Below are 23809 nucleotides of genomic sequence, written 5' to 3'. Positions count from 1 at the left end.
GCCGGGCGCATCGTTCGCCGGATTCCCCGTTACGCCGGTTTCCAATGTCTCTCCCCTTGCTTCGCCTCGCGCTGCTGCCCACGCTGCTGGCCAGTGCGGGTGCCTTCGCCACCTGCCCCGCGCCGCCGCCCGGCCAGCCGGACATCCGCGCGCTTGGCTACTACACCGACAAGGTCGGCTCGGTGATCGACCCGGCACTGCAGCAGCAGAACAAGGACGCCACTGCACCGCTGGACCGCTATGCCGCCGACGTGGCACGCATGAGCGATGACTACCTGCGCACCGGTGACCGGGCGGCGGCGCAATGCACACTGGCCTGGCTGGGTGCGTGGGCCGACGACGGCGCCATGCTCGGGCAGATGATCCGGGTCAACAACAACCAGTCGTTCTACATGCGGCAGTGGATGCTCGATGCGGTAGCGATGGCCTACCTGAAGGTGCACGACCAGGCAGATGCCCGGCAGCGCGCGCGCATCGATCCGTGGTTGCAGAGGCTGGCCCGGGCCAACCTGGCGTACTGGAACAATCCGAAACGGCGCCGCAACAACCACTACTACTGGGGCGGTCTGGGCGTGCTGGCCACCGGACTGGCCACCGACGACGATGCCCTGTGGCAAGCCGGCCACGCCGCCTTCCAGAAGGGCGTCGATGACATCCAGGACGATGGCAGCCTGCCGCTGGAGATGGCGCGCGGGCAACGCGCCCTGCACTACCACGACTACGCATTGGCGCCGCTGGTGATGATGGCCGAGCTGGCACGGCTGCGCGGCCAGGACTGGTACGCCAGCAGGGATCGCGCCATTGACCGCCTTGCCCGCCGCGTCATCGAAGGCAGCAAGGACCCTGCATGGTTCAACGAACACACCGGCGTTGCACAGCTGCCCCTGCAGGCCAGCGGCTGGGTCGAGTTCTACCGCTTGCGCTCACCCGATGGCGGCCTGTTCGATGCCGCGCATGCACGCGGACCGTTCCGTTCCCCACGGCTGGGCGGCGACCTTACGTTGATGGCTGCGCAGGGCATCGTGCGCACGCCGCCGCGATAGCCCCCTGTTTCAGCGACGGGCCCGCTGTAGCAGCTGCTGGAACTGCGCACGGCTGCAGCCCTGCCGGTCACAGCCCGGCAAGGGCAGTGCGACGCGTCCCGGCGGCTGCGCCTCGGTCAGCGGCACGGCATCGCGCAGCTGCGCGGTGGTCGGATAGACGTAGGCCAGGCGGAACCGCTCGCCACCGCCCTGGCGGTCGCGCCAACGCTCGAACTGCAGCAGGCCACCGATCGGCGTCTTCTCGAACTGGCCTGGCAGGCTGTAGTCACCGATTCCTATCGCCGCCAGCACCGAACCGATATTGGAATCATGGCCGACCAGCAGGGTCACCTTCGGCGACGCCGGATCACCGAACGACGCATCCACGCGCGCCAACAGCGGAGCGGCCACGTCACGCGCCACCGCGGGTGTTCCGAACAGGATGTCCTGGTAGCGGTTGCGGATCTGCGCCAACGCCATCCATTGGCCTTCCGTGTTCAAGCGGCCCCAACCTTCGCGCGGAACGCCACTTCCCTGGTAATGCTCCATCAGCAGGGCATCGACCAGACCGCTGGCCAGTGCCAGTGAACCCGAAGCGCGTGGCTCCTTGCCCGGCTCCGCATTGAAGGTCGTGTCGCCCAGCACCAGATGACAGTCGCTGCGCCCCGTACAGGCCGCCGACTGCGGGTAACGGGTGATTTCCTCCACCACGGACAGTGCGGGTGCCAGATCCGATGCTGTCAGCGCCTGCTGCATTGCCGCCAGCGCGCGCTTGCGGAATGCCGCGTCATCGTTGTGGATCACCGGGTCGAACAGCGGATCCATCGTCCCCAGCGCCATGCGCTGTTCGACCGCAACATGGCAGCCCGGAAACGCACCGGCAATGAAGAACTGCGCGGTGGCCTGGGTACGCTGCAGGCTGTTGGCATGGGCGTGGAAGTCAGCCGGCTGCGGGCAACCCGACGCCGGCAACAATTGCGCCTGGCGCAGCCACTGGCCGATGTAGCGCCCCATGTAGACTTCCAGCACGCCGCCCTTGGTGGTCAGCTCGCCGGGGCATACGTCCCAGCGTGGCCAGCGCTCCGGCGTGGCATGGGCAAGGGCGCCCGACGCCACCACCGGCGCGCGCAGGTTGTGGCGGCTGAGCAGGACGACCTGCTCGAGCTGGTCATTACCTACACCGTCCGCCGCTCCACTCGCTGCCATGCCCGGTGCAGCCATGACCAGCATCATCACCAGCGGTAGACGACGCAATAGGCGGAAATACATCGCGGTGACCTGGAACGGATGAGCCTGCATTATCCACTGCTCCGGTGCGAAGGGTATCGCAGATCCGGCGGATGCATCCCTGCATTGTGCACCTCCATGGCGATGTCCAGCCGCTCGGCAGCGCCACCAAGCGGCAGTCTCAAGAGAGTCGAACTGTTCCGGCTTCAACCGCACGCGGAGGTCTTTTGTCGTGACAAGCCCACCGTGCCCCCAAGTATCTGGGCGCACCAGGTTCCAGCACCTCCAACTACTTCCGATCGCAAGCATCACCAAACGTTGCGCGAATCTGACGATTACACGCCATGCCCCGCCTCTACCTGTGTCCAGATCGCCCTCCGGCATTGATCAATCAACGGGTTCGAAACGTCGAGCGGCAGATCATCTGCTTGGCCCACACGAAGTTCCGAGTGAAAGTCCTACGGCACAGGACTGCGGTTACCGACAGCCAAGTGCCACGCGTACGGCACATGCTTGATGTCGACCGAGAAATAGCTCCCGGTCTTCCACTTATCTTCGATAAAGGAACTACGTCATGAATGTATCCGCCACCCTCTCGGATCCGAAAACCGTCGCAACGTGGATGAAATTCTCCGGCGCAAACGCAAACGCGCTGGACACCATCTTTGAAGCCGAATTTGATGACATCAAAGTTGCGGCATTCAGCAGCGACTGCTGCGGGTCCAACAATTACGAAGATCCGCGATAAGGAAGGTGATGGCACACGGCTCGTACGTGTGCCATCAACCCAACCTGCCGGATTCAGGCTCAAGATCACACACAACTGAAATAAAATGAGCACCAGAGCATTAACACCCCAGCAGCCCAATATCCCATGCGATGCGATATTCCCGTACCCAACAGATATCACATCGTCGACCGCCATCATTGTGGCGACGACCCGCTCCAGCATCGACCGTGCCATTGACCTATCAAACAGAGGAATGGTCACCGGGATCATTGGTGCTGACTCGGCATACTCGATAGCCCCATCCGAGGCTCTTCACAAGCTGGAGCGCAAACCGGGACGCCACATCATCGTTGTGTTCAGCGACCAACTTACATCCAGCGTTGACGCGCCGGTCCTGACATCACGCCAAGGTCAGCAGCGCTTCCTATCCTTGGTCGAGGCGATTCTGAACAACCTTCACGGATTTCGCCTCATTGCATGCACGCATGAAGGCCCAATATCGTTACCTCCCGGTTCCCCTCTTGTTTCCGTGCTGCGCGTCCTTTCGGACCATCTGGATGCCAATCGCCGAATAGGCAGCAACTGGCTCGCAGAAGCAGCACAGAGCCAGCGGCGGCCGGGCACACGACTTTCCGAAAGCAGAATCCGCCAGCGCGTTTTCCATTCCGCCATGATGCACATGTACTGGAAGCATCCAGACTTCAATCCCATGAAATTTGACCAGATCCACGGGGAACTGAAGAGTTTTTACCGTGCATCGGAACCACGAAAGGAACCCGGCGATGCGCAACAGCCAGGCCTGTGAGATTGATCAGTACGCCCCGATTGTGACCATTCGACACGATATCCAGACAGAGCAGCAGCTTGGCCTGCATCTCTCCGACAGCGAAAGGATTGCTATCCACTCGGCATGCAGAATGAGCGGACTCGATCTGGACTCATACTATCGATGGTATCAACAGAAAAGCACAATCAGCTCCCAACTGGCACAGCTTGACCGCAATTCACTTCTCGAAGCCATCCGTTGCATTGATCGCTCCGACTATTCGTCAATCAATGAAAGGCTCCCGAGCGACAGAGGAGTTGTGATCGCACTTCCGCATCATGGCCACTACATCCTGTCTGCCATCCGCCTGATGGAGAGCATTCGCCACCATCGTGATGTTTACATCTTCTACGGTGATCCAACTAACCACTCCGGCAACGAGCTATTCGACGATCTCTATCGACGACTGTTCGATCGCGCCGGATGTCGCGCTGGCATTGTCCACTCGAATGCAAAAGGAATCGCTACAGCACTTCGCGCCCTGAAGAACGGGGCAGCTGTCATCATGATGCCCGACGTTCACCGCCTACGCGAAGAAGCCTTTTGTATTCCATTTCTTGGCCACCGCCTGGACGTCATGCTAGGCACCGCCGCTATGGCGCGAAGAACCGGGAGTTGCATCCTGCCGGTTGTATCCCTCGTTGACCACGATTTTCAGGCAACCGCTGTTCTCGGAGAACTGATCAATCCGAGCCACACGCCAGCGCCTGTTCCATCAGACGTTTCTGACTACTGGACCACATTGGAGATTTTCCGCTTTCTAGAACGCGAGATGGGTCCTCAGATCATCTATTGGCAGTACATCCGACAGCATCTCCTGCAGAGATCGAGGTTCCCGCACTTTCACCCCGACACAGTTGATGCGGCATGGAGCATGTTTTCGAAAGACCAGCGAACCCATCCGCGTCCCATGTTCACAGCATGCCTGGATTGAACATGGATAGACTACGCACCTCGTCAATCGGATTGATAGGCCTTGTTCTCATTGCGCTTTCTCCCGCCGATGGATACGCCAGAGATCAAGAAGAACCCAGCATTACTCCCCTTCGCACCGTCCATGCGACCCCTCCAAGGCCAGGGCCACGCATCTGGAAGTTCACGAAGGGATATTCAACCGTGCTGGTCCTGGGCACGGTTCAACCTCTCAGGAAGGGCCTATTCATAGATACCCGCAGCGTGGAGGCCGCAATTTCAGCATCCGACGTGGTTCTAAGCCCGCCAGGGGTGACAATCGAACACGATGGCGGATTTTTTGGCGGCCTCTTGCTGTGGCCCTCCATCCGCAAACTCAAGTTCCTCGACGGCGACAGAACGCTGCGTGACGCACTTACGGGCGCCGAGTATGCGAGATGGAACGAGCTCAAGCATCGCTATAATCTGCGCGACACCAGCATTGAGAGAATGCGCCCGATGTACGCGGCCTGGAAGGCTCATGACACCGCACTGAGGGCCAGCGAAATCAGGACCGGCAGCCATCTTTCCAAGGCTATCCTCCAGACAGCCCGAAGGCACCGGAAGCCTATCGTCGACGCTCGCTTCTCTGTGCCGGTAAAGGCCGCCAAACAGACGATTCAGAATTTCCACATTGATCCTGCGCTCGACCGCAGGTGTTTCGCAGATGCCACTTCAAGCCTGCAGCCTTGGCTCGATCGAGTCGACGAAATCGGTCGTGCATGGGCGGATGGAGACATTGAAGCAGACGTACTTCTGCACGCTCCATCATCACCCTCTCGGTGTTGGGTCCGCCTGACCAATGATGCAGTCGCCAACACGATGAACCTGAACCTTGATGTCGAGAGCCGAACTCACTGGCTCGAAGCGCTTCGCTCCACCACTTCCCGCCACAACATCGTTTTCACCACCCTGCCATTGGAGGACCTTCTCCATTCAAAAGGCATGGCCGCCGCGCTTATGGAAGAGGGATACACTTCCGATGCTAGAGCAATCGCTGGCGATCAACCATTTCCAAGCTATCCGACCAGCGTGAACTGATGTTCGGCCAGACCCATGGAAGTGGACTGTGACACGTCGCGATACACACCCCTGGGGATTACTGCTCCGCAGCCACGAATCCCCCGGTCTGTCGCGCCCACAAGCGCGCGTACAGACCACCGGCGGCGATCAGTTCGGCGTGGCTGCCGGTCTCGACGATGCGGCCCTGGTCCATCACCACCAGCCGGTCCATGCGTGCGATGGTCGACAGCCGGTGCGCGATCGCGATCACCGTCTTGCCGCCCATCAGCTCATCCAGGCTGTCCTGGATCGCCGCTTCCACTTCCGAGTCCAGCGCCGAGGTCGCTTCGTCCAGCACCAGGATCGGGGCATCCTTCAGCAGCACGCGGGCAATGGCGATGCGCTGGCGCTGGCCACCTGACAGCTTCACGCCACGCTCGCCGACATGTGCGTCGTAACCACGACGCCCCTGCCCATCCACCAGCGTGTCGATGAAGGCTTCGGCACGCGCCTTGGCCACCGCAGCGCGCAACTGCTCATCGGTCGCGTCCGGGCGGCCGTACAGCAGGTTGTCGCGGATCGAGCGATGCAGCAGCGAGGTGTCCTGGGTGACCACGCCGATCTGCTGGCGCAGACTTTCCTGAGTGACGTAGGCAATGTCCTGGTCGTCGATCAGGATGCGGCCGCTTTCCAGGTCGTACAGGCGCAGCAGCACGTTGACCAGGGTCGACTTGCCGGCACCGGAAGGACCCACCAGGCCGATCTTCTCGCCCGGCTTCACCACCAGGTCCAGGCCTGCGATCACGCCACCCTTCTTGCCATAGTGGAAGTGGATGTCCTGGAAGTGCACGCCACCGCGGGTCACCTGCAACGGCACCGCGTCCTCGCGGTCCTGCACGGTCAGCGGCTGGGCGATGGTGGTGATGCCGTCCTGCACCGTACCGATGTCCTCGAAGATGCCATTGATGGTCCACATGATCCAGCCGGACATGTTGTGGATGCGGATCACCAGGCCGGTCGCCAGCGTGATCGCACCGACGGTGATGTGGCCGCCATTCCACAACCACAGCGCGAGCCCGCAGGTACCGGCAATCAGGAAACCGTTGACGATGGCGATGGTCAGGTCCATGCCGGTGGTCACCCGGGTCTGCGCGCGGTGCTTGACCGCCAGTTCCTGGATCGATTCGGCCACATAGGCCTGCTCGCGCCCGCCATGGGCGAACAGCTTCAACGTGGGAATGTTGGTGTAGCCATCGACGATGCGGCCCATCGCCTTGGAACGCGCTTCGGACGCAATCCAGGCCCGTTCCTTCGCGCGCGGCACGAAGTAGACCATGATCACCGCATAGGCCAGCAGCCACAGGATCAGCGGCACCATCAGCCGCCAGTCCGCCTGCGCGAACAGGTACAGCGCGGTGCCGGTGTAGACCACGATGTACCAGAGCGAGTCGACCATCTGCACCGCCGACTCGCGCAGCGAGGTACCGGTCTGCATCACCCGGTTGGCGACGCTGCCGGCGAAGTCATTCTGGAAGAAGCTCAGGCTCTGCCGCACCACGTAGTTGTGCATCAGCCAGCGCGAGCGGTTGCTCAGGCCGGGCACGATCGCCTGGTTGACCAGCAGGTTGTGAAGGCCGACCAGGATCGGCCGCGCGATGACCGTGATGAACAGCATCCAGCCCAGTTCATTGGCATGGCGCTTGAAGAAATCGGCCCCCGGTTGCTCGGCGACCATGTCGACGATGCGGCCCAGGTAATCGAACATCGCCACTTCCACCAGCGCCAGCAGCAGGCCGGCGATCAGGGTCGCCAGCAGCACCGGCCACACCGGGCGCAGGTAGTGCAGGTAGAACGGCAGCACCTTGCGCGGTGGCATGCGCCCATCCACGGGCGGGAACACCGGGATCAGGGATTCAAACCAACGGAACATCGCACTCCCTCGCCTCTTGCAAGCGGCGAAGTATCCCACGCCGGATGTGTACGCCAGCCGATGATCGCCGCCACTCCGGTAGTGCCGGCCGCTGGCCGGCACCCTTGCGGCATTTCGGAAGATCATGAGGTTGCCGGCCAGCGGCCGGCACTACCTTCATTCGTTGACCGGAGTGAACAGCAGGTCCTGGAAATCGAAGCTGAAATCAGTCAGGTCGGAGATCGACTGCATGCGCACCTCACGCACCTTGCCGTCCGGGTCCAGGCTGAAGTTCACGAACGCATCGGCGTTGAGCGAGCGGTCATCCCAGCGCACGATGAAGGTGTCGTGCTGCCAGTGCTCCAGGCGGCCGCTCAGCTGCGCGGTCTTCATGAAGCGCAGGCGCAGGCCCTTGTCCGCGGCACTGACCTGCATGTCGCCATACCAGCGGTCGCGGAAGGTGCCGGTGTAGCCGGCCAGCGGCAGCGACGGCCTGCTGCCCTTGTCGCGCGCGCTCTGATGCTTGGCCCAGGCCTCGTCGGCCTTGTCCTGGCCCTTGGCCACGGCCTTGGCATAGGCGTCCACCCAGTCGTGCTTGTCGCCGCCCAGATAGGCATCAAGCACGCTCAGGGTGATCGCGTTGAACGCCGCGCCCACTTCCTGGTTGGTCAGCACCACCACGCCCAGCTTCTCGCCCGGCACCAGGGTCAAGCGCGAGACCATGCCCGGCCAGCCACCGGTGTGCCAGACCAGTTTCCGGCCGCGATAGTCACTCAGGCTCCAGCCTTCGCCATAGCCGGCAAAGTTGGCCCGTGCCGGTGCCAGCTCCGGCACGCTCGGCGCCGGGATCGACTGCGGGGTGATCATCCGCCACATCTGCTGCTGGCTCTTTTCGCTGAACAGCGCAGTGCCGTCGGCCAGCTTGCCTTCGGCCAGCTGCACCTGCATCCAGCGCGCCATGTCGTGCGCACTGGAATAAATGCCACCGGCGCCGGCATTGTTCGACCAGGTCAGCGGTGCGACGGTGCGCAGGTCCTTGAAATCGTACTTGGCGTGGCCGACCGCCGCCGTGTCACCCGGCTTCAGGTGATCGGCGTTGTAGCGCGTGCCGGCCATGCCCACCTTGTCGAAGATGCGGGTCTGCAGGAACTGCTGGTAGCTCACGCCCGAGACGTGCTCGATCACCTGCTGGGCGACCGCGTACAGGATGTTGTCGTAGGCATAGCTTTCGCGGAAGCCGCCCTTCAGCGGCACCTTGCCCAGCCGCTGCACCACTTCGGCGTTGCTGTAGGACGTGGTTGGCCAGAACAGCAGGTCACCGGCGCCCAGGCTCAGGCCGCTGCGATGCGACAGCAGGTCGCGGATCGTCATCTGCCCGGTCACGAACGGGTCGGACATGCGGAACGACGGCAGGTGGTCGATCACCTTGTCGTCCATCTTCAACTTGCCCTCTTCCGCCAGCAGGTTCAGCGAGGTGGCCGTGAACGCCTTGGTGTTGGACGCAATGGCAAACAGCGTATCGGCCTGCACCGGTTCCGGCTTGCCCTGCTCGCGCACGCCCCAGCCGCGCTCCAGCACCACCTCGCCATCCTTGACCACCGCTACGGCAATGCCGGGCACGTCGAACTGCGTGCGCACGCGCTCGACGGTCGCATCCAGGTCCTGCAGCGGCGGCGGGGTCGCCGCGCTCGCCATGGTCGTGCACGCCAGCAGCACGGCTCCTCCGATCCAGGGTTTCATCCAGCACGATCTCCGAACAGGGGTGGCGGCCATGTGCAGGCCGTCACCGGGGTTTCGCGGGATGGTAACGTCCGGCGGCGCATCCTGCCCTGTGCCATAGGAGGGGTGTCATGGGCGAGAACGGCCAACCCAGCAGCGGCTCCACGATCATTCCGTGCCTGCGCTATCGCGACGCGCAGGCCGCCATTGACTGGCTGCAGCGCGCCTTCGGCTTCCATGCCCAGGCCGTCTACGCCGATGGCGATACGGTCTTCCATGCGCAGCTCACCTTCGGCAGCGGCATGATCATGCTGGGCTCGGCCAGCAACCAGAGTGCGTGGAGCAAACACGCTGCCCTGCCTGACGAGGTCGGCGGACGCCAGACCCAGAGCGCCTGCGTGATCGTCACCGATGCCGATGCGCACTACGCGCGGGCCAAGGCCGCCGGTGCCCGCATCGTCATCGACATCGCCGACCAAGACTATGGCGGACGCGGCTACGCCTGCGCCGACCCGGAAGGCTACCTGTGGTGGTTCGGCAGCTACGACCCGTGGCGCACGGACCACGGCCAGTGACCACGGCCGGCCGGCAGGCAGAGATCCGCTGCGGCATCGGCGGCTGGGTGTTTCCCGAATGGCGCGGCGGTGTGTTCTATCCAGCAGGCCTGCCGCAGCGGGAAGAACTGGCCCACGCCAGCCGCGCCCTGCGCTGCATCGAGATCAACGGCACGTTCTACCGCACGCCAACTGCGGCCCAGTGCGCGCAATGGGCTGCGCAGACACCCGACGGTTTCCGCTTCTCGATGAAGGCGCCGCGCTACCTGGTGCAGCGACGCGACCTGTCCAGCACCGTGGAAGCGGCCACACCGTTCCTGCAGGCGGCACTGGCGCTCGGTGACCGGCTCGGCCCATTGCTGTGGCAGTTCGATCCGCGCCACCCGGCCGACGCCGATGCACTGGAGGCGCTGATGGCACAGCTGCCTAAGCAGCTGGACGGGGTGCCGCTGCAGCATGCGCTGGAGGTCCGCAACGCCGAGGCACATGGCCCGGCACTGGTCGACGCCGCCCGCCGCCATGGCGTGGCGCTGGTGATCGAGGACAGCGACGAGGCGCCATTGCACGGTGATGTCAGTGCCGGCTTCGTCTATGCGCGGATCAAGCGCAGCCAGGCCCGCTTGAACGAGGGCCTGCCGGCGCCCGTGCAGCAACGCTGGGCCGAACGCGCACGCCGCTGGTCACGCGGTGAACCAGTGGATGACCTGCCCTGCCTGGCCGGGCCCGCTGCGGAGGCCCCGCGCGAGGTCTACCTGCTGTGCATCGGCGCAGGCAAAGCGCGCAACCCGGCGGCAGCGATGGCCCTGCAGCGCCTCATCGACAGCGCCAGCGGTCCAGCCCCCACAGCAGGGTCCACCCCACCACGAACACGCTCGCAACGCGCAGCACGTTGAGCAGGAACGCCGCCAGCCCCAGGCGTTGCAGTTCGAGGAACGGATACGGCGCCTGTCCTGTCACTTCGGCGACCAGCATCGCCCAGCCCAGGTACACCAGCGGTACCAGCAGCACCCCGCCCAGTGCGCGCCAGCGCAGCGCGCCATGCGGCAGCAGCCACCACCACCCCAGCAGGTACAGCGCCGGCACAGCGTAGTGCAGGCCGGCATCGACCCACCATTGCAGCCCGGTGGGTTGCCACAGCCCCTGCAACGCCAGCACGTAGATGCACGCGGCCACCCCGATGCACAACGCGATCGCCGCGGCGACAGTCGCGTTCAGCACACCCGCACGGATCAGCCGGACGCATCCCAGGCACACCGCCAGGTTGCTGAGAATCGTGAAGTAACCAACGAAGCGCAGCGTCGCCATGCCGACCCCGGCAGCCGCCCCGGGGCCATGCAGCAGCAACAGGTATTGCAGCAGCAACGAGGTGGCCGCCATCAGTGCAGTCAGCGCTGCCCATGCACGCTGGGCGGAACGGTTGGCAGCCATTGCGGGGTTCCCCTGGCGAGTTTCCGCGAGCATGCCACAGGCATCGCCGGCGGCCGTGCGATTGCCGCACAATAGGCGGATGAGCACACCCGACACCCGCAAAGCGTTGTGGCAGATTCACTTCTGTGTCCTGCTGTGGGGCGTCACCGCCATCCTCGGCAAGCTGATCACCCTGCCCGCACTGCCGCTGGTGTGGTGGCGCATGCTGCTGGTGACGGCGATGCTGGCGCTGCTGCCGCGGGTCTGGCGTGGACTGCGTACGCTGCCAGTGCGGCTGGTGGCCGGTTATGCCGGCATCGGCGCCCTGGTCGCCCTGCACTGGCTGACGTTCTACGGCGCGGTAAAGCTGGCCAATGCGTCGGTGGCCGCCACCTGCATCGCGCTGGCGCCGGTGTTCACCTCGATCATCGAACCGTGGGTGGCCAAGCGGCCATTCCAGCTGCGTGAACTGGCGTTCGGCCTGGCGGTGCTGCCGGGTGTCGCGCTGGTGGTCGGTGGCGTGCCCGACGGCATGCGCCTGGGTGTGCTGATCGGCGCGATCTCGGCGCTGCTGGTGGCAGTGTTCGGCTCGCTCAACAAGCGCATGGTCAGCCACGCCGATCCGCTCACGGTCACCGCGCTGGAGCTGGGTGCGGGCACCCTCACCCTGACCCTGCTGGCGCCGCTGATGCCCTACCTGCTGCCTGCGCTGGCCAGCCCGTTGTGGGTGGTCCCGGACCTGCACGACGGCATCCTGCTGCTGGTGCTGGCCGGGTTCTGCACGCTGCTGCCGTTTGCCCTGGCCCTGGTCGCACTGCGCCACCTGAGCGCCTACACGGTGCAGCTGGTGACCAACCTGGAGCCGGTCTATGCGGTGGTGCTGGCGGTGGTGCTGCTGCGCGAGCAGCACGAAGTCACCCCGTGGTTCTACCTGGGCGTGGCGATCATCGTCGGCGCGGTGTTCCTGCATCCGCTGCTGAACCGCCGCAAGCCGGTGCAGCATCCGGAGATTCTTGGCACGGCCGAGGCGCGCAACATCGCCGATTGAGTGCATCCACGCATGGCGTGGATGGCCGCATCAACGCTGCGGCCAATGCCAGGCCGGCGCATCCAGCAGGCCCTGCCCGCTCAACAGCGTGCGGCCCTGTTCCTTGTACAGATGCAGCGAATGGCACCCTGGCGCCTGTTCCAGCGCCGCGATCAGCCGGCTGGCATGTGACACCACCCATACCTGGCTGCGCGCACTGGCTGCGATGATCAGCCGCGCCAGCGCCGGCAGCAGGTCCGGATGCAGGCTGGTCTCCGGCTCGTTGAGCACCAGCAGCGGCGGTGGACGCGGCGTGTGCAGCGCAGCGGCCAGCAGCAGGAAGCGCAACGTGCCGTCGGACAGTTCGGCCATCGACAAGGGCCGCAGCAGCCCAGGCTGGTGGAAACGCAGCGCCAAGCGTCCATCCAGCTCCTCGAAGCCGACCGTGGCGCCCGGGAATGCATCGTCGACGCTGCGTGCCAACGCCACCGGGTCACCGATCTCGAGGATGGTGACCCAGGCCGCAGCCAGATCCCGGCCGTCGTGATGCAGCACCGACGTGCGCGTGGCCATCGCCGGTTGCCGCGCGGGGGCATCGGCATCGCTGCGGAAATGGTCGTAGAAGCGCCAGCAACGGATGTACTCACGCAGCGTGATCGTTTCGGGCATGCGCTGCGGGTCGCCGACCTGGGTGAACAGACTGTCGAACAGCGACAACCTGTCATCCACCAGATCCCAACCGCGCGCATGGCGCTGCCGCACCATCGCTCCATGACGGTCGACCAGCAGGTTGGCGCTGCGCAGGAACGGGCCGGCCCAGATCGCCTCGGCCTTGATCTGCGGGTCCAGTGCGAAGACCGATCGACTGGGCGGCGGGTAGCCCAGATCGATGGCGTAGCCGAATTCGTCAGTGGCGAAGCCCAGCTTCAATCCCACCGATTCCTGGCGTGGGCCGCCCTGCAGGGGGATTTCGCCGGCAGCAACCCGACGGTCCATCTTTTCCGGACCCGCCCACAGCGCCGAGCCCAGCCCGCCTTCGCGGGCCAGCACCGCCGCGACGCCGCCCTGCGCGGTCTCGGCCAGCAGGCGCAGGGCACGGTACAGGCTGGACTTGCCACTGCCGTTGTCACCGGTCACCACGTTCAACTGCTGCAACGGCAGTACGAGCCCGTGCAGCGAACGATAGTGGGCGATGGCCAGGGTCTGCAGCATGGTCGGCGTCCGGGGAACCAGGGGATCATGCTGCCCGGTTCTGATCGCAGGAGCTGCGACGCGATGTGAATCGGTGACAGCATCCACGCGTCGCGTTGATCTACTGGAGCGGCATCCGTTTACCGCGCGGGTGGCAGATGCTTCAGCCGGCCACTTCCACCCGGTTGCGGCCATTGCCCTTGGCCCGGTACAGCGCCTTGTCGGCACGTGCCAGCGTGTCATCCACGCTTTCACCGGGCTGGTGCTGGGCCACTCCAATACTGATCGTGACCGGGAATCCCAGCGGCAGATCAGCCACGGCCAGGCGCAGGAACTCGCACTGCAGTTCGGCGGTGCGCAGGTCGGTAGCCGGCATCACCGCCACGAATTCCTCGCCGCCATAGCGCGCGGCCATGCCGCGACCGGCGAAATGCGAACGCAGCAGCACGCCCAGTTCGGCCAGCACGCGGTCACCGGTGGCGTGACCCTGGAAATCATTGATGTGCTTGAAATGGTCGATGTCCAGCAGCGCGACGCAGGCCACCCCGGGCTGGTCTCCGTTCACCGCCACCGCCTCTTCCAGCGCTGCCGCCATCGCACGGCGGTTCGGCAGGCCGGTCAACGCGTCGGTGCGGCTCTGTTCGGCCAGGTCGGCATTCTGCGCGAGCAGTACGTCCTGGTACTCAGACAGCAGTCGCTCGTAGTCATCGCGCTCCAGCATGTGTTTCTGGATGTCGAGCGCGAAGCGGCGCAGTTCCATCACCAGCATCACCTGCCGCGACAGCGCCGCCAGCGCTGCAGCCTTGTCGCTGGCCAGGTGCTGTGGCTGCGCATCGAATACGCACAGCGTGCCCAGCGGCAGGCCATCGGAGCTGATCAGCGGCGCGCCCGCATAGAAGCGGATGTGCGGATCGCCCACCACCACCGGATTGTCGTGGAAGCGGATGTCCTGCAGCGCGTCCTCGACCACCATGACCTGCTGCGGTTGCAGGATCGCGTGGCCGCACATCGATTCGCTGCGCAGGTTTTCTGCCGCATCGATGCCCTGGATCGACTTGAACCATTGCCGCTCGACGTCGATCAGGGTCACCGCCGCCATCGAGGTGCCGCAGACCGCCTTGGCGATCACCACCAGGTCGTCGAAAGATTTTTCACGCTCCGAATCGAGGATACGGTAGCGGTACAGCGCCTCAAGCCGAAGGGCTTCATTGGCAGGCTTGTCGGGCTTGATCATGCAGCGTCACGTTCCGGCAGGTCACCGCGAAGTCTAGCTGATGCCGGTGCGTAATCCGCACAACGGGTAGTGCCGGCCGCTGGCCGGCATCCCGCGCTCATTGGATGCCTGGTGCAGCCGGCCAGCGGCCGGCACTACCGCGCGTTACCAGTCCAGCTGCCTCGGCAGCAGGCCCTGCAGCTCCTGCTCGGTCAGGTTGCGCCACTGGCCCGGCTTCAGCGCACCGATCTTGATGTTGTCGATGCGCACGCGACGCAACTGGGTCACCCGATAGCCGAACTCGGCCGCCATCAGGCGGATCTGTCGGTTCAGGCCCTGCTGCAGGGTGATGCGGAAACCGAACTTGGCGATGCGCGAGGTCTTGCACGGCAGCGTCATCTGGTCGTGGATGCGAACGCCACGGGCCATGCCACGCAGGAACTCGTCGGTGACCGGCTTGTTCACCGCCACCAGGTACTCCTTCTGGTGGCCATTCTCGGCGCGCAGGATCTGATTGACGATGTCGCCGTTGCTGGTCATCAGGATCAGGCCTTCGGACTCCTTGTCCAGGCGGCCGATCGGGAAGATGCGCTGTTCATGGCCGACGAAGTCGACGATGTTGCCCTTGACCGAGGTCTCGGTCGTGCAGGTGACGCCGACCGGCTTGTTCAGCGCGATGTAGACATGGCGGCGGGCACCGGGCTTGCGGGCCACGCGCGCGCGCAGCGGCTGGCCGTCGACCAGCACCTGGTCTTCCTCGCCCACCACCGCGCCGGTGCCGGCCGGATGGCCGTTGACGGTGACCCGGCGGGCGGCGATCAGGCGATCGGCCTCGCGGCGGGAGCAGAAGCCGGTGTCGGCGATATGTTTGTTGAGTCGGGTGGTCATCGCCCTATTATCCGGCATCCCCGCCCGCTGCGCTTCATGCCGGGGGCGGCGGATCGAGTTCTTCGCCGTCGAATACCCGGTTGCGGCCGGCACGCTTGGCCACGTACATGGCGTGGTCGGCCCGGCGCAGCAGCGCGGCGAGATCGTCCTCGCCCGGCCGCCACTGCGCCAGGCCGATGCTGGCGGTGACCTCCAGACCGGGCACCTGCAGCGCCCGGGCCGCCTCGGTGAGGTGCTGGCGCAGGCGATCCAGGCGCGCCGATGCCGCCTCGCGCGGCATGCCCGGCATCAGCAGCAGGAACTCTTCGCCACCCATCCGCACCACCTGGTCCTGGCTGCGGACCGCGGCACGCAATGCACGTGCCACCGCCACCAGTACCTGGTCACCCACGGCGTGGCCATGGCGGTCATTGATGTCCTTGAACAGGTCGATATCGAGGAAACCGATCACCAGCGGGCCGCGCTCGCGATCGACCCGTTCCAGGTGCCGTGCCAGCTGCTGCAGCCCGGCACGGCGGTTGGGCAGCCCGGTCAGGCCATCGGTCTCGGCCAGCTGGCGAAGTTCATCGCGCTGCTGGCGCAGGCGGCCCAGCCGCTGGTTCAGCGCATAGGCAGCCATCATCAGCAGCCAGGTCACCGACAGTTGCAGTGCCTCCACGCGGTACTCCAGCAACCACGCAGCGCGGCAGGCGTCGGCCAGGATCAACACCAGCATCGGTGCCAGCGCCGCCAACCCCGCCTGCGCCCAGCGGTCGCCGCGCAGCCATGCCCACACCCCGGCCATCAATGCCAGGCCGCAGCCCAGCAGGTAGGACACCTGCAGGCCCTGCGCCACCCAGGCCAGGCTGTCCCGCTGCAGCCAGGGCACCCACGCGGCCAGCGCCAGCAATCCCCACAGCGCCAGCAGCTGCATCGGGCGCGATCGCGGCAGCAGGCGGTCGCCGCCGTTCAGTCGCCACAACGCGGGCAGCACCAGCGCCTGGGATGCAGCGCTCAACGACAGCAGCCACCACGCGCTGCGCTCACCCACCGGCAGCCATGGCTCGGGGTAGCCGCTCAGCCCGCCGAGAATGGCCTGCCACAGCACCAGCACGGTGGTACCGGCGATGTAGACCAGGAAACTGCGGTCGCGGGTGGTAAGGAAGGCCATCAGGGCCGACAACGCCAGTGCGATTGCCACGGCGATGCAGGCCGCGCGCACCAGCAGGCGGGCGGTATCGTTCTGCTGCACGGGACTTGGCGCGCCCAGCCGCAGGGTCGGTACCCAGCGCGCCTTCAGCGGCGTCTGCCATGACACCAGGAACGGTTCATGGCTGCCCGCCGGCGGCACCGCGACCAGGCCGATGCCTGCGCGGAACCGGGAATCACGGGTACGGGCATCGTGCATGTTGCCGCAGATTTCGCGATCCCCATGCTGCACGCGGACTTCGCCCGCGAACACATTGAACACGTCCAGTGCCTGCGGCTGGCCCGACCAGCCGCCCGCTGGCGCGGACACCTGCACTTGTTGCCGTGGCCCCGCCAGCATCTCCGGCGTGCATGCGCGATGCGGGGTGGGTTCATCGGTCGCCGCACCGACCAGCAGGTAGTCACGCCCGGCTTCGGCTACGGCCGCCGACAGCGGCCACGGCATTGCCAACCACACCAGCAGCACGACCAGCACCGCTCCCGTTCCGTACTGCCCCTGCCTGCCGCCCACGCCACGTCCTGTTCCTGCTTACGCCCGCGCCCACTGCGCGTCGCCCCTGCCGGGCATTATCGCAGCCGCGGCTGCAGCCCACGTGTAGACCAAAGTCGCCGACGGGCGTTCAGCCAGCGGCGGGCGGACCTTTCACCGCCACCAGGCGCACCGGCCGCAGGTCGGCCAGGGTCATCCGCTCCAGCGGTTGCGGCCGCTCGACCGCATAACCCTGCAGGCCCTGCACCCCAAGCCGGGTCAGCGCGGCGGCGACGTCGGCAGTCTCCACCCATTCGGCCACCACCTCCATCTGCAGCTCGCGCCCCAGTTCACTGATCGCGCGCACGGTGGCATGGCTGACCGGATCGGTATCCATGTCGCGCACGAAGGCCCCGTCGATTTTCAGGATGTCGGCCGGCAGCTGGCGCAGGTAGCCGAACGAGGACAGCCCGGAACCGAAATCGTCCAGCGCCATCCGGCAGCCACGCGCCTTCACTGCATCGATGAAGGCACGCGCCTGGCTGAGGTTGCTGATCGCAGCGGTCTCGGTGATCTCGAAGCACAGCTTGGAGGCCAGCGCGCGGTTGCGCTCCAGCAGGTCGCAGACGAAGGCGAGGAAGCCGGGCTCGGCGATCGACTGCGCCGAGACGTTGACATTGCACAGGCCCAGCTGCCGCACGTGTGCCGGGCACACCTGCAGGTGCCGGAACAGCAGGCCAAGCACGTGCCGGTCCAGCGCCACGGCCATGCCATAGCGCTCCACCGCCGGCATGAACTGGCCCGGCAGGTGCAGGCTGCCATCGCTGCCACGCATGCGCACCAGTACCTCGTAGTGCAGGTAGGAGGGATCGCCGACGCGGGCGATGCGCTGCGCATACAACACCATGCGGTTTTCGGCCATGGCCAGGCTGACGCCCTGCAGCCGCTCGGCTTCCTGGCGCCGTTCCTCCAGCGCCATGCGGTTCTCGTTGAAACAGTGCACGCGGTTGCGGCCGGCCTGCTTGGCCGCATAGCACGCGCTGTCGGCGGCGCTCATCAGCCAGTTCACATCCGGCGCATCGGCGCTGACCTCGACCACGCCGATGCTGCAGCTCAGCTGCGGGCTGCCTTCGCTGACCGGGAACGTCGCCTGCCCCAGGTTGCGGATTACCCGCTGCAGCACGCGCTTGGCCTCGTCCTGCCCGGCATGGGCCAGGAACACGGCGAACTCGTCCGCGCCCAGCCGGCCCACCCAGTCGCCATCGCGCACCGCCGCCACCAGGTAGTCGGCGAAGCTGCGCAGCATCTGGTCGCCGGCGGCGTGACCGAAGCTGTCGTTGACCAGCTTGAAATGGTCCAGGTTGATGTAGCACAGCGCGTGCGTGCCACCTTCGCTGCGCACCTGCAGCAGCGCGCGTTCCAGCAGCCGTTCGATCTCGCGGCGATTGATCAGGCCGGTCAGCGGGTCGTGGCTGGCGTGGTGCTCGATCTCGCGCGCCAGTGCATGGTTCTGGCTGACGTCTTCGATGATGGCGAACACCGACAGGCCACCGCCGGTGCTGCGCACGCCGGTGCCGCTCCAGCGGCCCCAGACAAGGCTGCCATCGCGACGGCGGAAGCGCAGTTCGCTCGGGCGCAGCTGGCGGTCCCAATCGATGCGGCCCACCCCATCGATGACCAGCTCGCCGTCCATCAGCAGGTCGCCCAGCGACAGCTGCAGCAGCATGTCACGACGATGGTCGAGGATATCGGCCATCGCCTGGTTGGCCTCGATCACCTTGCCTTCGGCATCGAGCTTGAGCATGCCGACGTTGGCCTGGTAGAACGCCGCGCGGAAACGGCTCTCGTGTTCGGTCAGGTCCTTGCCGACGCGGCGCGCCAGGGCGACCGCCATCAGGCTGATCGCCAGCACCGACAGGCCCGCCACCATCAACGTGGCCAGCCTCACCAGCGTCGCCATCCGCAGCAGTGCCTGCGAGAACGCCTGGCTCTGCACCTTCATCCGCTGGTCCAGGTCACGCAGCTGCTGCAGGTAGTGGTCGCGTGCGGCAACGGGCACCAGGTTGCCGTCGTGCCGCAGCTGCAGTTCATCGATCAGTCGCTGCAGCGCCATCAGGTCGCCATCGGTCTGCCGCCACAACGCGCTCGCTTCGCGGAATGCACCGATGTCGCGCGCGTAGCGGAACGAGAACACCAAGCGAGGGATGTCGGCACGCGCATTGCCACCCTGCAGGAAGCCCTGCCTGGCCTTCTCCTCGTCCGGTTCGGCCTGTTCCAGCGCCAGTCGCGCCTGCAGATCGCCCAACGGCACCTGCAGGGCCTGGCGTGCGTCGTCCAGGTCCTCGGCATCGCCACGCGCCAGGTAGCGACTGAGTGCGGCAGTGGCATCCTGCTGGCCACGCGACCAGTAGCCCTGGCCGGCGATCCAGGCAGTAGAGGCCGCCTGCAGTTCCTGGATCAGGGCGGACAGTGCGACCAGTCCGATCGCCATGCCGGTCAACAACGCAAATCGCAGTCCCAGCCCCCGGGTCATCGGCACCCGCCGGCTGTGTTGGTCCGTGCCACTCCTACCCATCCCGGATCCCCCTGAATGTGCTGCGGTGACAACCTCCTTAGGAACCGGCTCAGCCTAGGACCGGCAATGTGTGGGCCATGCGAAAAAGGGGACGGAGGGGATTAAGTCGTTCTTGGCACAGGCGCATGGCCAGCCAGATACGACTTAATCCCCTCCGTCCCCTTTTTCTGTCCGCCAGCCCGGGGGCTGGCGGTGGTGTGGACGGCTGCGGGTGCGGCTTAGAAGCTGCGCGGGCCGCGCGGCTTGAAGCCGTCACGACGCGGCGGGCGACTGTCGCGGTCACCGCCGCGGTCGCCACCATGGCCGCCTGGGCCGCCACGACGCGGGCCACCCGGACCGGCCGGGCCACGCTTGTCGAAGCGCGGCTTGAACGGGCGCGGGGCCGGGTTGGTGTCTTCACCCGGAGCCAGCGCACGCATCTGCAGCTGCTGGCCGGACACCCAGACCTTCTGCAGGTGCGACAGCACGTCCGGCGGCATCTGTGCCGGCAGGTCCAGCAGCGAGAAGTCGTCGTGGATGTCGATGCGGCCGATGAAGCGGCTTTCCAGGCCGGCTTCGTTGGCAATGGCGCCGACGATGTTGGCCGGCTTCACGCCATGCTGGTGACCGACCGAAATACGGTAGGTCTCCATGCCCTGCTCCGGTGCACCACGCGGCGGAACCTCACGGCGCGGACGCTGTTCAAAACCACCTTCGGCGTCGTCACGGCGCGGCCCACGCTCGAAGCGCGGACCCCGTTCGTTGCGGTCGAAGCGATCACCACGTTCCGGGCGGTCACCACGGTCGAAGCGCTCGCGCGGTGCGCGCTCTTCGCGCGGGGCACGCACCGGCGGCTGCAGCAGGAACGGGGTATCGCCCTGCAGCAGCTTGGCCAGCGCGGCAGCGATCTCGATGGCCGGCACGTTCTGCTCGTTCTCGAAGCGCTCCAGCAGCTGGCGGTAGAAGTCCAGGCCACCGGCGCCGAGGGTTTCGCTGATGCGCGAGGTGAACTTGTTGATGCGGGTGTCGTTGACCGCTTCCACGCTCGGCAGCTGCATCTCTTCGATCGGCTGGCGGGTGGCGCGCTCGATCTGGCGCAGCATGCCCTTCTCGCGCGGGGTGGCGAACAGGATCGCCTCGCCGCTGCGGCCGGCACGACCGGTACGGCCGATGCGGTGCACGTAGCTTTCGGTGTCGTACGGGATGTCGTAGTTCAGCACGTGGCTGATGCGCTCCACGTCCAGGCCGCGCGCGGCCACGTCGGTGGCGACCAGGATGTCCAGCTTGCCTTCCTTCAGCATGGCGATGGTCCGCTCACGCTGGGCCTGCTGCATGTCACCGTTGATGGCGGCAGCGGCCAGGCCACGCGCCTGCAGCTTGCTGGCCAGTTCTTCGGTGCCGGCCTTGGTCCGCGCGAAGATGATCATCGCGTCGAACGGCTCGACTTCCAGGATGCGGGTCAGCGCGTCCAGCTTGTGCATGCCGCTCACCCACCAGTAACGCTGGCGGATGTTGGCCGAAGTAGTGGTCTTGGCCGCGATGGTCACTTCCACCGGGTCCTGCAGGTAGGTCTGCGCGATGCGGCGGATCTGCGGCGGCATGGTGGCCGAGAACAGGGCCACCTGGCGCTGCTCCGGCAGCTTCTTCAGCACCGCTTCGACGTCGTCGATGAAGCCCATGCGCAGCATTTCATCGGCTTCGTCCAGCACCAGCGTCTTCAGCTCGGACAGGTCCAGGGTGCTGCGGTCCAGGTGATCGATCACGCGGCCGGGGGTACCGACCACGATATGCACGCCGCGGCGCAGGGCCGACAACTGCTGGCCGTAGGGCTGGCCGCCGTACACCGGCAGCACGCGGAAGCCGGGGATCTTCGACGAATAGGACTGGAACGCCTCGGCAACCTGGATGGCCAGCTCGCGGGTCGGCGCCAGGATCAGGGCCTGGGGCTTGATCTGCTGCAGGTCGATGTTGGACAGTACCGGCAGTGCAAAGGCAGCGGTCTTGCCGGTACCGGTCTGGGCCTGGCCCAGCACGTCGCGGCCTTCCAGCATCGCCGGGATGGTGGCGGCCTGGATCGGCGACGGGGTTTCGTAGCCGATGGCGGTGACGGCCTGCATCACGGGCTCGGACAGGCCGAGCTGCGCAAACTGCAGCGGCGCTTGGGAATCTTGGGACATGGGGAACTCCGAAGGCACTGCCGTCTTCCTGGCAGTGCGATAAAAAAGGTGATGGTCCGCGCTTTGGGCGCCCTTCTTATCGCGTGCCCTGGCGCTGCTCGGTCGGAGGAGATTTCACTCGCTCAGAGCGGAATGATACCGCATTGATGCTGAACGAGGCATACAGCTTTCCTCACAGATGCCGTCGGGCCCGTGCTGGCGCACAATACGCGCCCTCTTCCCGGCCCGGCCGCTGGCCTGCGCCCTCTTCCCAGGAACCCCGCTCCATGCAGATTCTCGAATTCGACCTCGACGGTGACTACGTCGAACTCAAGCAGCTGCTCAAGCTGGCCGATCTGGTCACCAGTGGCGGCGAGGCCAAGATGGTCATCAGCGAGGGCCAGGTACGGGTGGACGGGGAAGTGGAACTGCGCAAGGCCTGCAAGATCCGCGCAGGCCAGGTGGTCGAATTCGCCGACAGCCAGATCCGGGTGCTGGCTGCAGGCTGATCTGAAGCTGTTCAGGCCACGCGCTGGGTCAGGTGCGAGGCAATCAGCTGCCTGAACGGTGCCACGCCCTGCGCCAGGCGCAGGCCGGCCGCACGCAGCAGGCGCGCCGGGCGACGGTCGTCGGTGTACAGGCTGGCGATCGCATTGGTGGCCTCGTACAGCGGCCGCGACGCCAGCCGATGACCACGCTGGTAACTGGCCAGCATGCCGGCGGCGGCAATGTCGGCACCACGGCGCTGCTGCGCGACGATGCCCTGCGCCAGCCGCTGTGCGCTGGCCAGGCCCAGGTTGAAGCCATGCGCGGTGACCGGGTGCATGCCGACGGCGGCATCGCCGATCAGCGCCGATCGCTCGCCGACGAAGCCGTGCGCGTACACCCCCACCAGCGGATACGCCTGCGGCGTGGCCACCGGCTGCATCCGGCCCAGGCGGTGTTCGAAGCAGGCGCTGATGGCCTCACCGAAAGCCACCTCGTCCATCGCCAGCAGTTGCTCGATCTGCCGCGGCGGCAGCGTGATCACCGCCGATGCCTGGCCCTCGTTGAGCGGCAGCAGCGCCATCGTGCGGCCGTAGCCGAACCACTCCCAGGCGGTGTGGTGATGGTTGCGCTCGACCTGCATGCGGCACACCAGCATCGACTTGCCGAAGTCGCGCATCTGCGCACCGATGCCGAGTATGCGGCGGGTGGCGGAGAAGCGGCTGTCAGCGGCCACCAGCAGCCGCGCATGCAGTTGGCTGCCGTCATCGAGTTTGACCACGTGGCCTTGCGCATCGGCCTGCACGCCCAGCACCTTGCGCCCGTCGAACAGCTCCAGGCCGTCCTGGCCCTGCACGGCATCCCACGCGGCGCGACGGATCAGATGGTTGGGTACCAGCCAGCCCAGCGGCTGGCCGTCGACCTGGCTGCTGGCGAAGGTCAGCGCGAACGGCGAGCCGCCGTTCATCACCCTGGCATCGCGCAGATCAGCAATTTCAGCGTGCTGCAGGCGCTGCCACAGCCCCAGCTGCTCCATGCTCTGCCGCGAGGCATGGGTCAACGCGATCTCGCGGCCATCAAAGGCGGCCTCGGCCAGCGCCTGGCGCGGCTGCACTTCGACCAGCCCGACCTGCAGCCCGCTGCCGGCCAGCGCGCGCGCGAAGCACAGACCTGCCGGTCCGGCGCCGACCACCACCACGTCCATCCTGCGCATGCGCGCCTCCTGCCGTTGATCCAATCCGCGCCAGCATAGCGCCGCGCGCCTGAGCGGCCTTGATCTGGATCAGGCCG

The 23809-nt window shown here is 65.9% G+C and carries 20 protein-coding genes; 9 read left to right on the top strand and 11 right to left on the bottom strand.

All coding sequences use genetic code 11. The features are described 5' to 3' along the window. The first annotated feature begins 44 nt into the window (after positions 1-44). Positions 45-1043: a polysaccharide lyase gene (locus tag VG566_RS05445; protein WP_241884169.1), complete on the top strand. Its 999-nt coding sequence runs from the start codon at positions 45-47 to the stop codon at positions 1041-1043. A 9-nt stretch (positions 1044-1052) separates the two neighbouring features. Here VG566_RS05445 and agp read toward each other — a convergent pair whose 3' ends face one another. Next, positions 1053-2321: a bifunctional glucose-1-phosphatase/inositol phosphatase gene (agp, locus tag VG566_RS05440; RefSeq protein ID WP_241884168.1), complete on the bottom strand. Its 1269-nt coding sequence runs from the start codon at positions 2319-2321 to the stop codon at positions 1053-1055. Positions 2322-2823: 502 nt separating this feature from the next. Here agp and VG566_RS05435 point away from each other — a divergent pair. The 4 genes from VG566_RS05435 (at position 2824) to VG566_RS05420 (ending at position 5797) form a co-directional block, all read left to right on the top strand. After that, positions 2824-2997 (top strand): hypothetical protein, encoded by a 174-nt coding sequence (locus tag VG566_RS05435; protein WP_241884167.1) that lies wholly within the window; start codon positions 2824-2826, stop codon positions 2995-2997. A gap of 85 nt (positions 2998-3082) precedes the next feature. Continuing rightward, a complete protein-coding gene (locus VG566_RS05430) occupies positions 3083-3784 on the top strand; it encodes a hypothetical protein (protein WP_241884166.1) in 702 nt (233 codons plus the stop codon). Further along, positions 3762-4739 (top strand): hypothetical protein, encoded by a 978-nt coding sequence (locus tag VG566_RS05425; RefSeq protein ID WP_241884165.1) that lies wholly within the window; start codon positions 3762-3764, stop codon positions 4737-4739. The genes VG566_RS05430 and VG566_RS05425 overlap by 23 nt, the downstream gene beginning before the upstream one ends. Continuing rightward, the gene (locus tag VG566_RS05420) at positions 4673-5797 is read left to right on the top strand and encodes a TraB/GumN family protein (RefSeq protein ID WP_321210771.1); all 1125 of its coding nucleotides are present in this window, start codon (positions 4673-4675) and stop codon (positions 5795-5797) included. The genes VG566_RS05425 and VG566_RS05420 overlap by 67 nt, the downstream gene beginning before the upstream one ends. A 58-nt stretch (positions 5798-5855) precedes the next feature. On the opposite strand, the gene smrA is transcribed toward VG566_RS05420, so the two are convergent. Next, entirely contained in the window at positions 5856-7688 is a 1833-nt protein-coding gene (gene smrA, locus VG566_RS05415; protein ID WP_014646474.1) for a multidrug efflux ABC transporter SmrA, read from the bottom strand. Positions 7689-7844: 156 nt separating this feature from the next. Further along, the gene (locus VG566_RS05410) at positions 7845-9407 is read right to left on the bottom strand and encodes a serine hydrolase (protein WP_241884163.1); all 1563 of its coding nucleotides are present in this window, start codon (positions 9405-9407) and stop codon (positions 7845-7847) included. A gap of 110 nt (positions 9408-9517) precedes the next feature. On the opposite strand from VG566_RS05410, the gene VG566_RS05405 reads away from it, so the two are divergent. Both VG566_RS05405 and VG566_RS05400 read left to right on the top strand, forming a co-directional pair. Next, positions 9518-9961 carry a VOC family protein gene (locus tag VG566_RS05405; RefSeq protein WP_014646472.1) on the top strand — a complete coding sequence of 148 codons (444 nt, stop codon included), beginning with the start codon at positions 9518-9520 and terminating at the stop codon, positions 9959-9961. Then, positions 9958-10833, top strand: a complete 876-nt coding sequence (locus VG566_RS05400) for a DUF72 domain-containing protein (RefSeq protein ID WP_032956808.1) — start codon at positions 9958-9960, stop codon at positions 10831-10833. The genes VG566_RS05405 and VG566_RS05400 overlap by 4 nt, the downstream gene beginning before the upstream one ends. On the opposite strand, the gene VG566_RS05395 is transcribed toward VG566_RS05400, so the two are convergent. Further along, complete coding sequence (locus tag VG566_RS05395; RefSeq protein WP_241884162.1) at positions 10754-11368, bottom strand: Pr6Pr family membrane protein; 615 nt, start codon at positions 11366-11368, stop codon at positions 10754-10756. The genes VG566_RS05400 and VG566_RS05395 overlap by 80 nt on opposite strands. 79 nt (positions 11369-11447) lie before the next feature. Here VG566_RS05395 and VG566_RS05390 point away from each other — a divergent pair, with 79 nt between their 5' ends. Then, positions 11448-12395, top strand: a complete 948-nt coding sequence (locus VG566_RS05390; RefSeq protein WP_014646470.1) for a DMT family transporter — start codon at positions 11448-11450, stop codon at positions 12393-12395. A 30-nt stretch (positions 12396-12425) separates the two neighbouring features. Here the strand turns inward: VG566_RS05390 and VG566_RS05385 are convergent, their stop codons facing one another. From VG566_RS05385 to VG566_RS05360, 6 genes are all read right to left on the bottom strand, one after another. After that, on the bottom strand, positions 12426-13586 hold the full coding sequence (locus VG566_RS05385) for an AAA family ATPase (RefSeq protein ID WP_241884161.1): 1161 nt from the start codon (positions 13584-13586) through the stop codon (positions 12426-12428). Positions 13587-13728: 142 nt separating this feature from the next. Then, the gene (locus VG566_RS05380; protein ID WP_241884160.1) at positions 13729-14799 is read right to left on the bottom strand and encodes a sensor domain-containing diguanylate cyclase; all 1071 of its coding nucleotides are present in this window, start codon (positions 14797-14799) and stop codon (positions 13729-13731) included. Positions 14800-14943: 144 nt separating this feature from the next. Beyond that, positions 14944-15666, bottom strand: coding sequence for a pseudouridine synthase (locus VG566_RS05375; RefSeq protein ID WP_014646467.1), 723 nt, complete (start codon positions 15664-15666; stop codon positions 14944-14946). A gap of 34 nt (positions 15667-15700) precedes the next feature. Beyond that, entirely contained in the window at positions 15701-17365 is a 1665-nt protein-coding gene (locus tag VG566_RS05370; RefSeq protein WP_164165463.1) for a diguanylate cyclase, read from the bottom strand. A gap of 109 nt (positions 17366-17474) precedes the next feature. Next, a complete protein-coding gene (locus VG566_RS05365) occupies positions 17475-19898 on the bottom strand; it encodes a putative bifunctional diguanylate cyclase/phosphodiesterase (protein WP_049418832.1) in 2424 nt (807 codons plus the stop codon). 218 nt (positions 19899-20116) lie between these two features. Further along, positions 20117-22054, bottom strand: a complete 1938-nt coding sequence (locus tag VG566_RS05360; protein ID WP_049407004.1) for a DEAD/DEAH box helicase — start codon at positions 22052-22054, stop codon at positions 20117-20119. Between the two features lie 266 nt (positions 22055-22320). On the opposite strand from VG566_RS05360, the gene VG566_RS05355 reads away from it, so the two are divergent. Beyond that, positions 22321-22542: an RNA-binding S4 domain-containing protein gene (locus tag VG566_RS05355; RefSeq protein WP_014036469.1), complete on the top strand. Its 222-nt coding sequence runs from the start codon at positions 22321-22323 to the stop codon at positions 22540-22542. 11 nt (positions 22543-22553) lie between these two features. Here the strand turns inward: VG566_RS05355 and ubiM are convergent, their stop codons facing one another. Further along, on the bottom strand, positions 22554-23732 hold the full coding sequence (gene ubiM / locus VG566_RS05350) for a 5-demethoxyubiquinol-8 5-hydroxylase UbiM (protein ID WP_423172604.1): 1179 nt from the start codon (positions 23730-23732) through the stop codon (positions 22554-22556). Between the last annotated feature and the right edge of the window lie 77 nt (positions 23733-23809).

The sequence above is a fragment of the Stenotrophomonas sp. CASM114 genome, assembly GCF_049384325.1.
In the GTDB taxonomy this organism is placed as follows: domain Bacteria; phylum Pseudomonadota; class Gammaproteobacteria; order Xanthomonadales; family Xanthomonadaceae; genus Stenotrophomonas; species Stenotrophomonas muris.
Note: the sequence above shows the minus strand (reverse complement) of the source record. Positions and strands in the feature narration are given on the sequence as shown.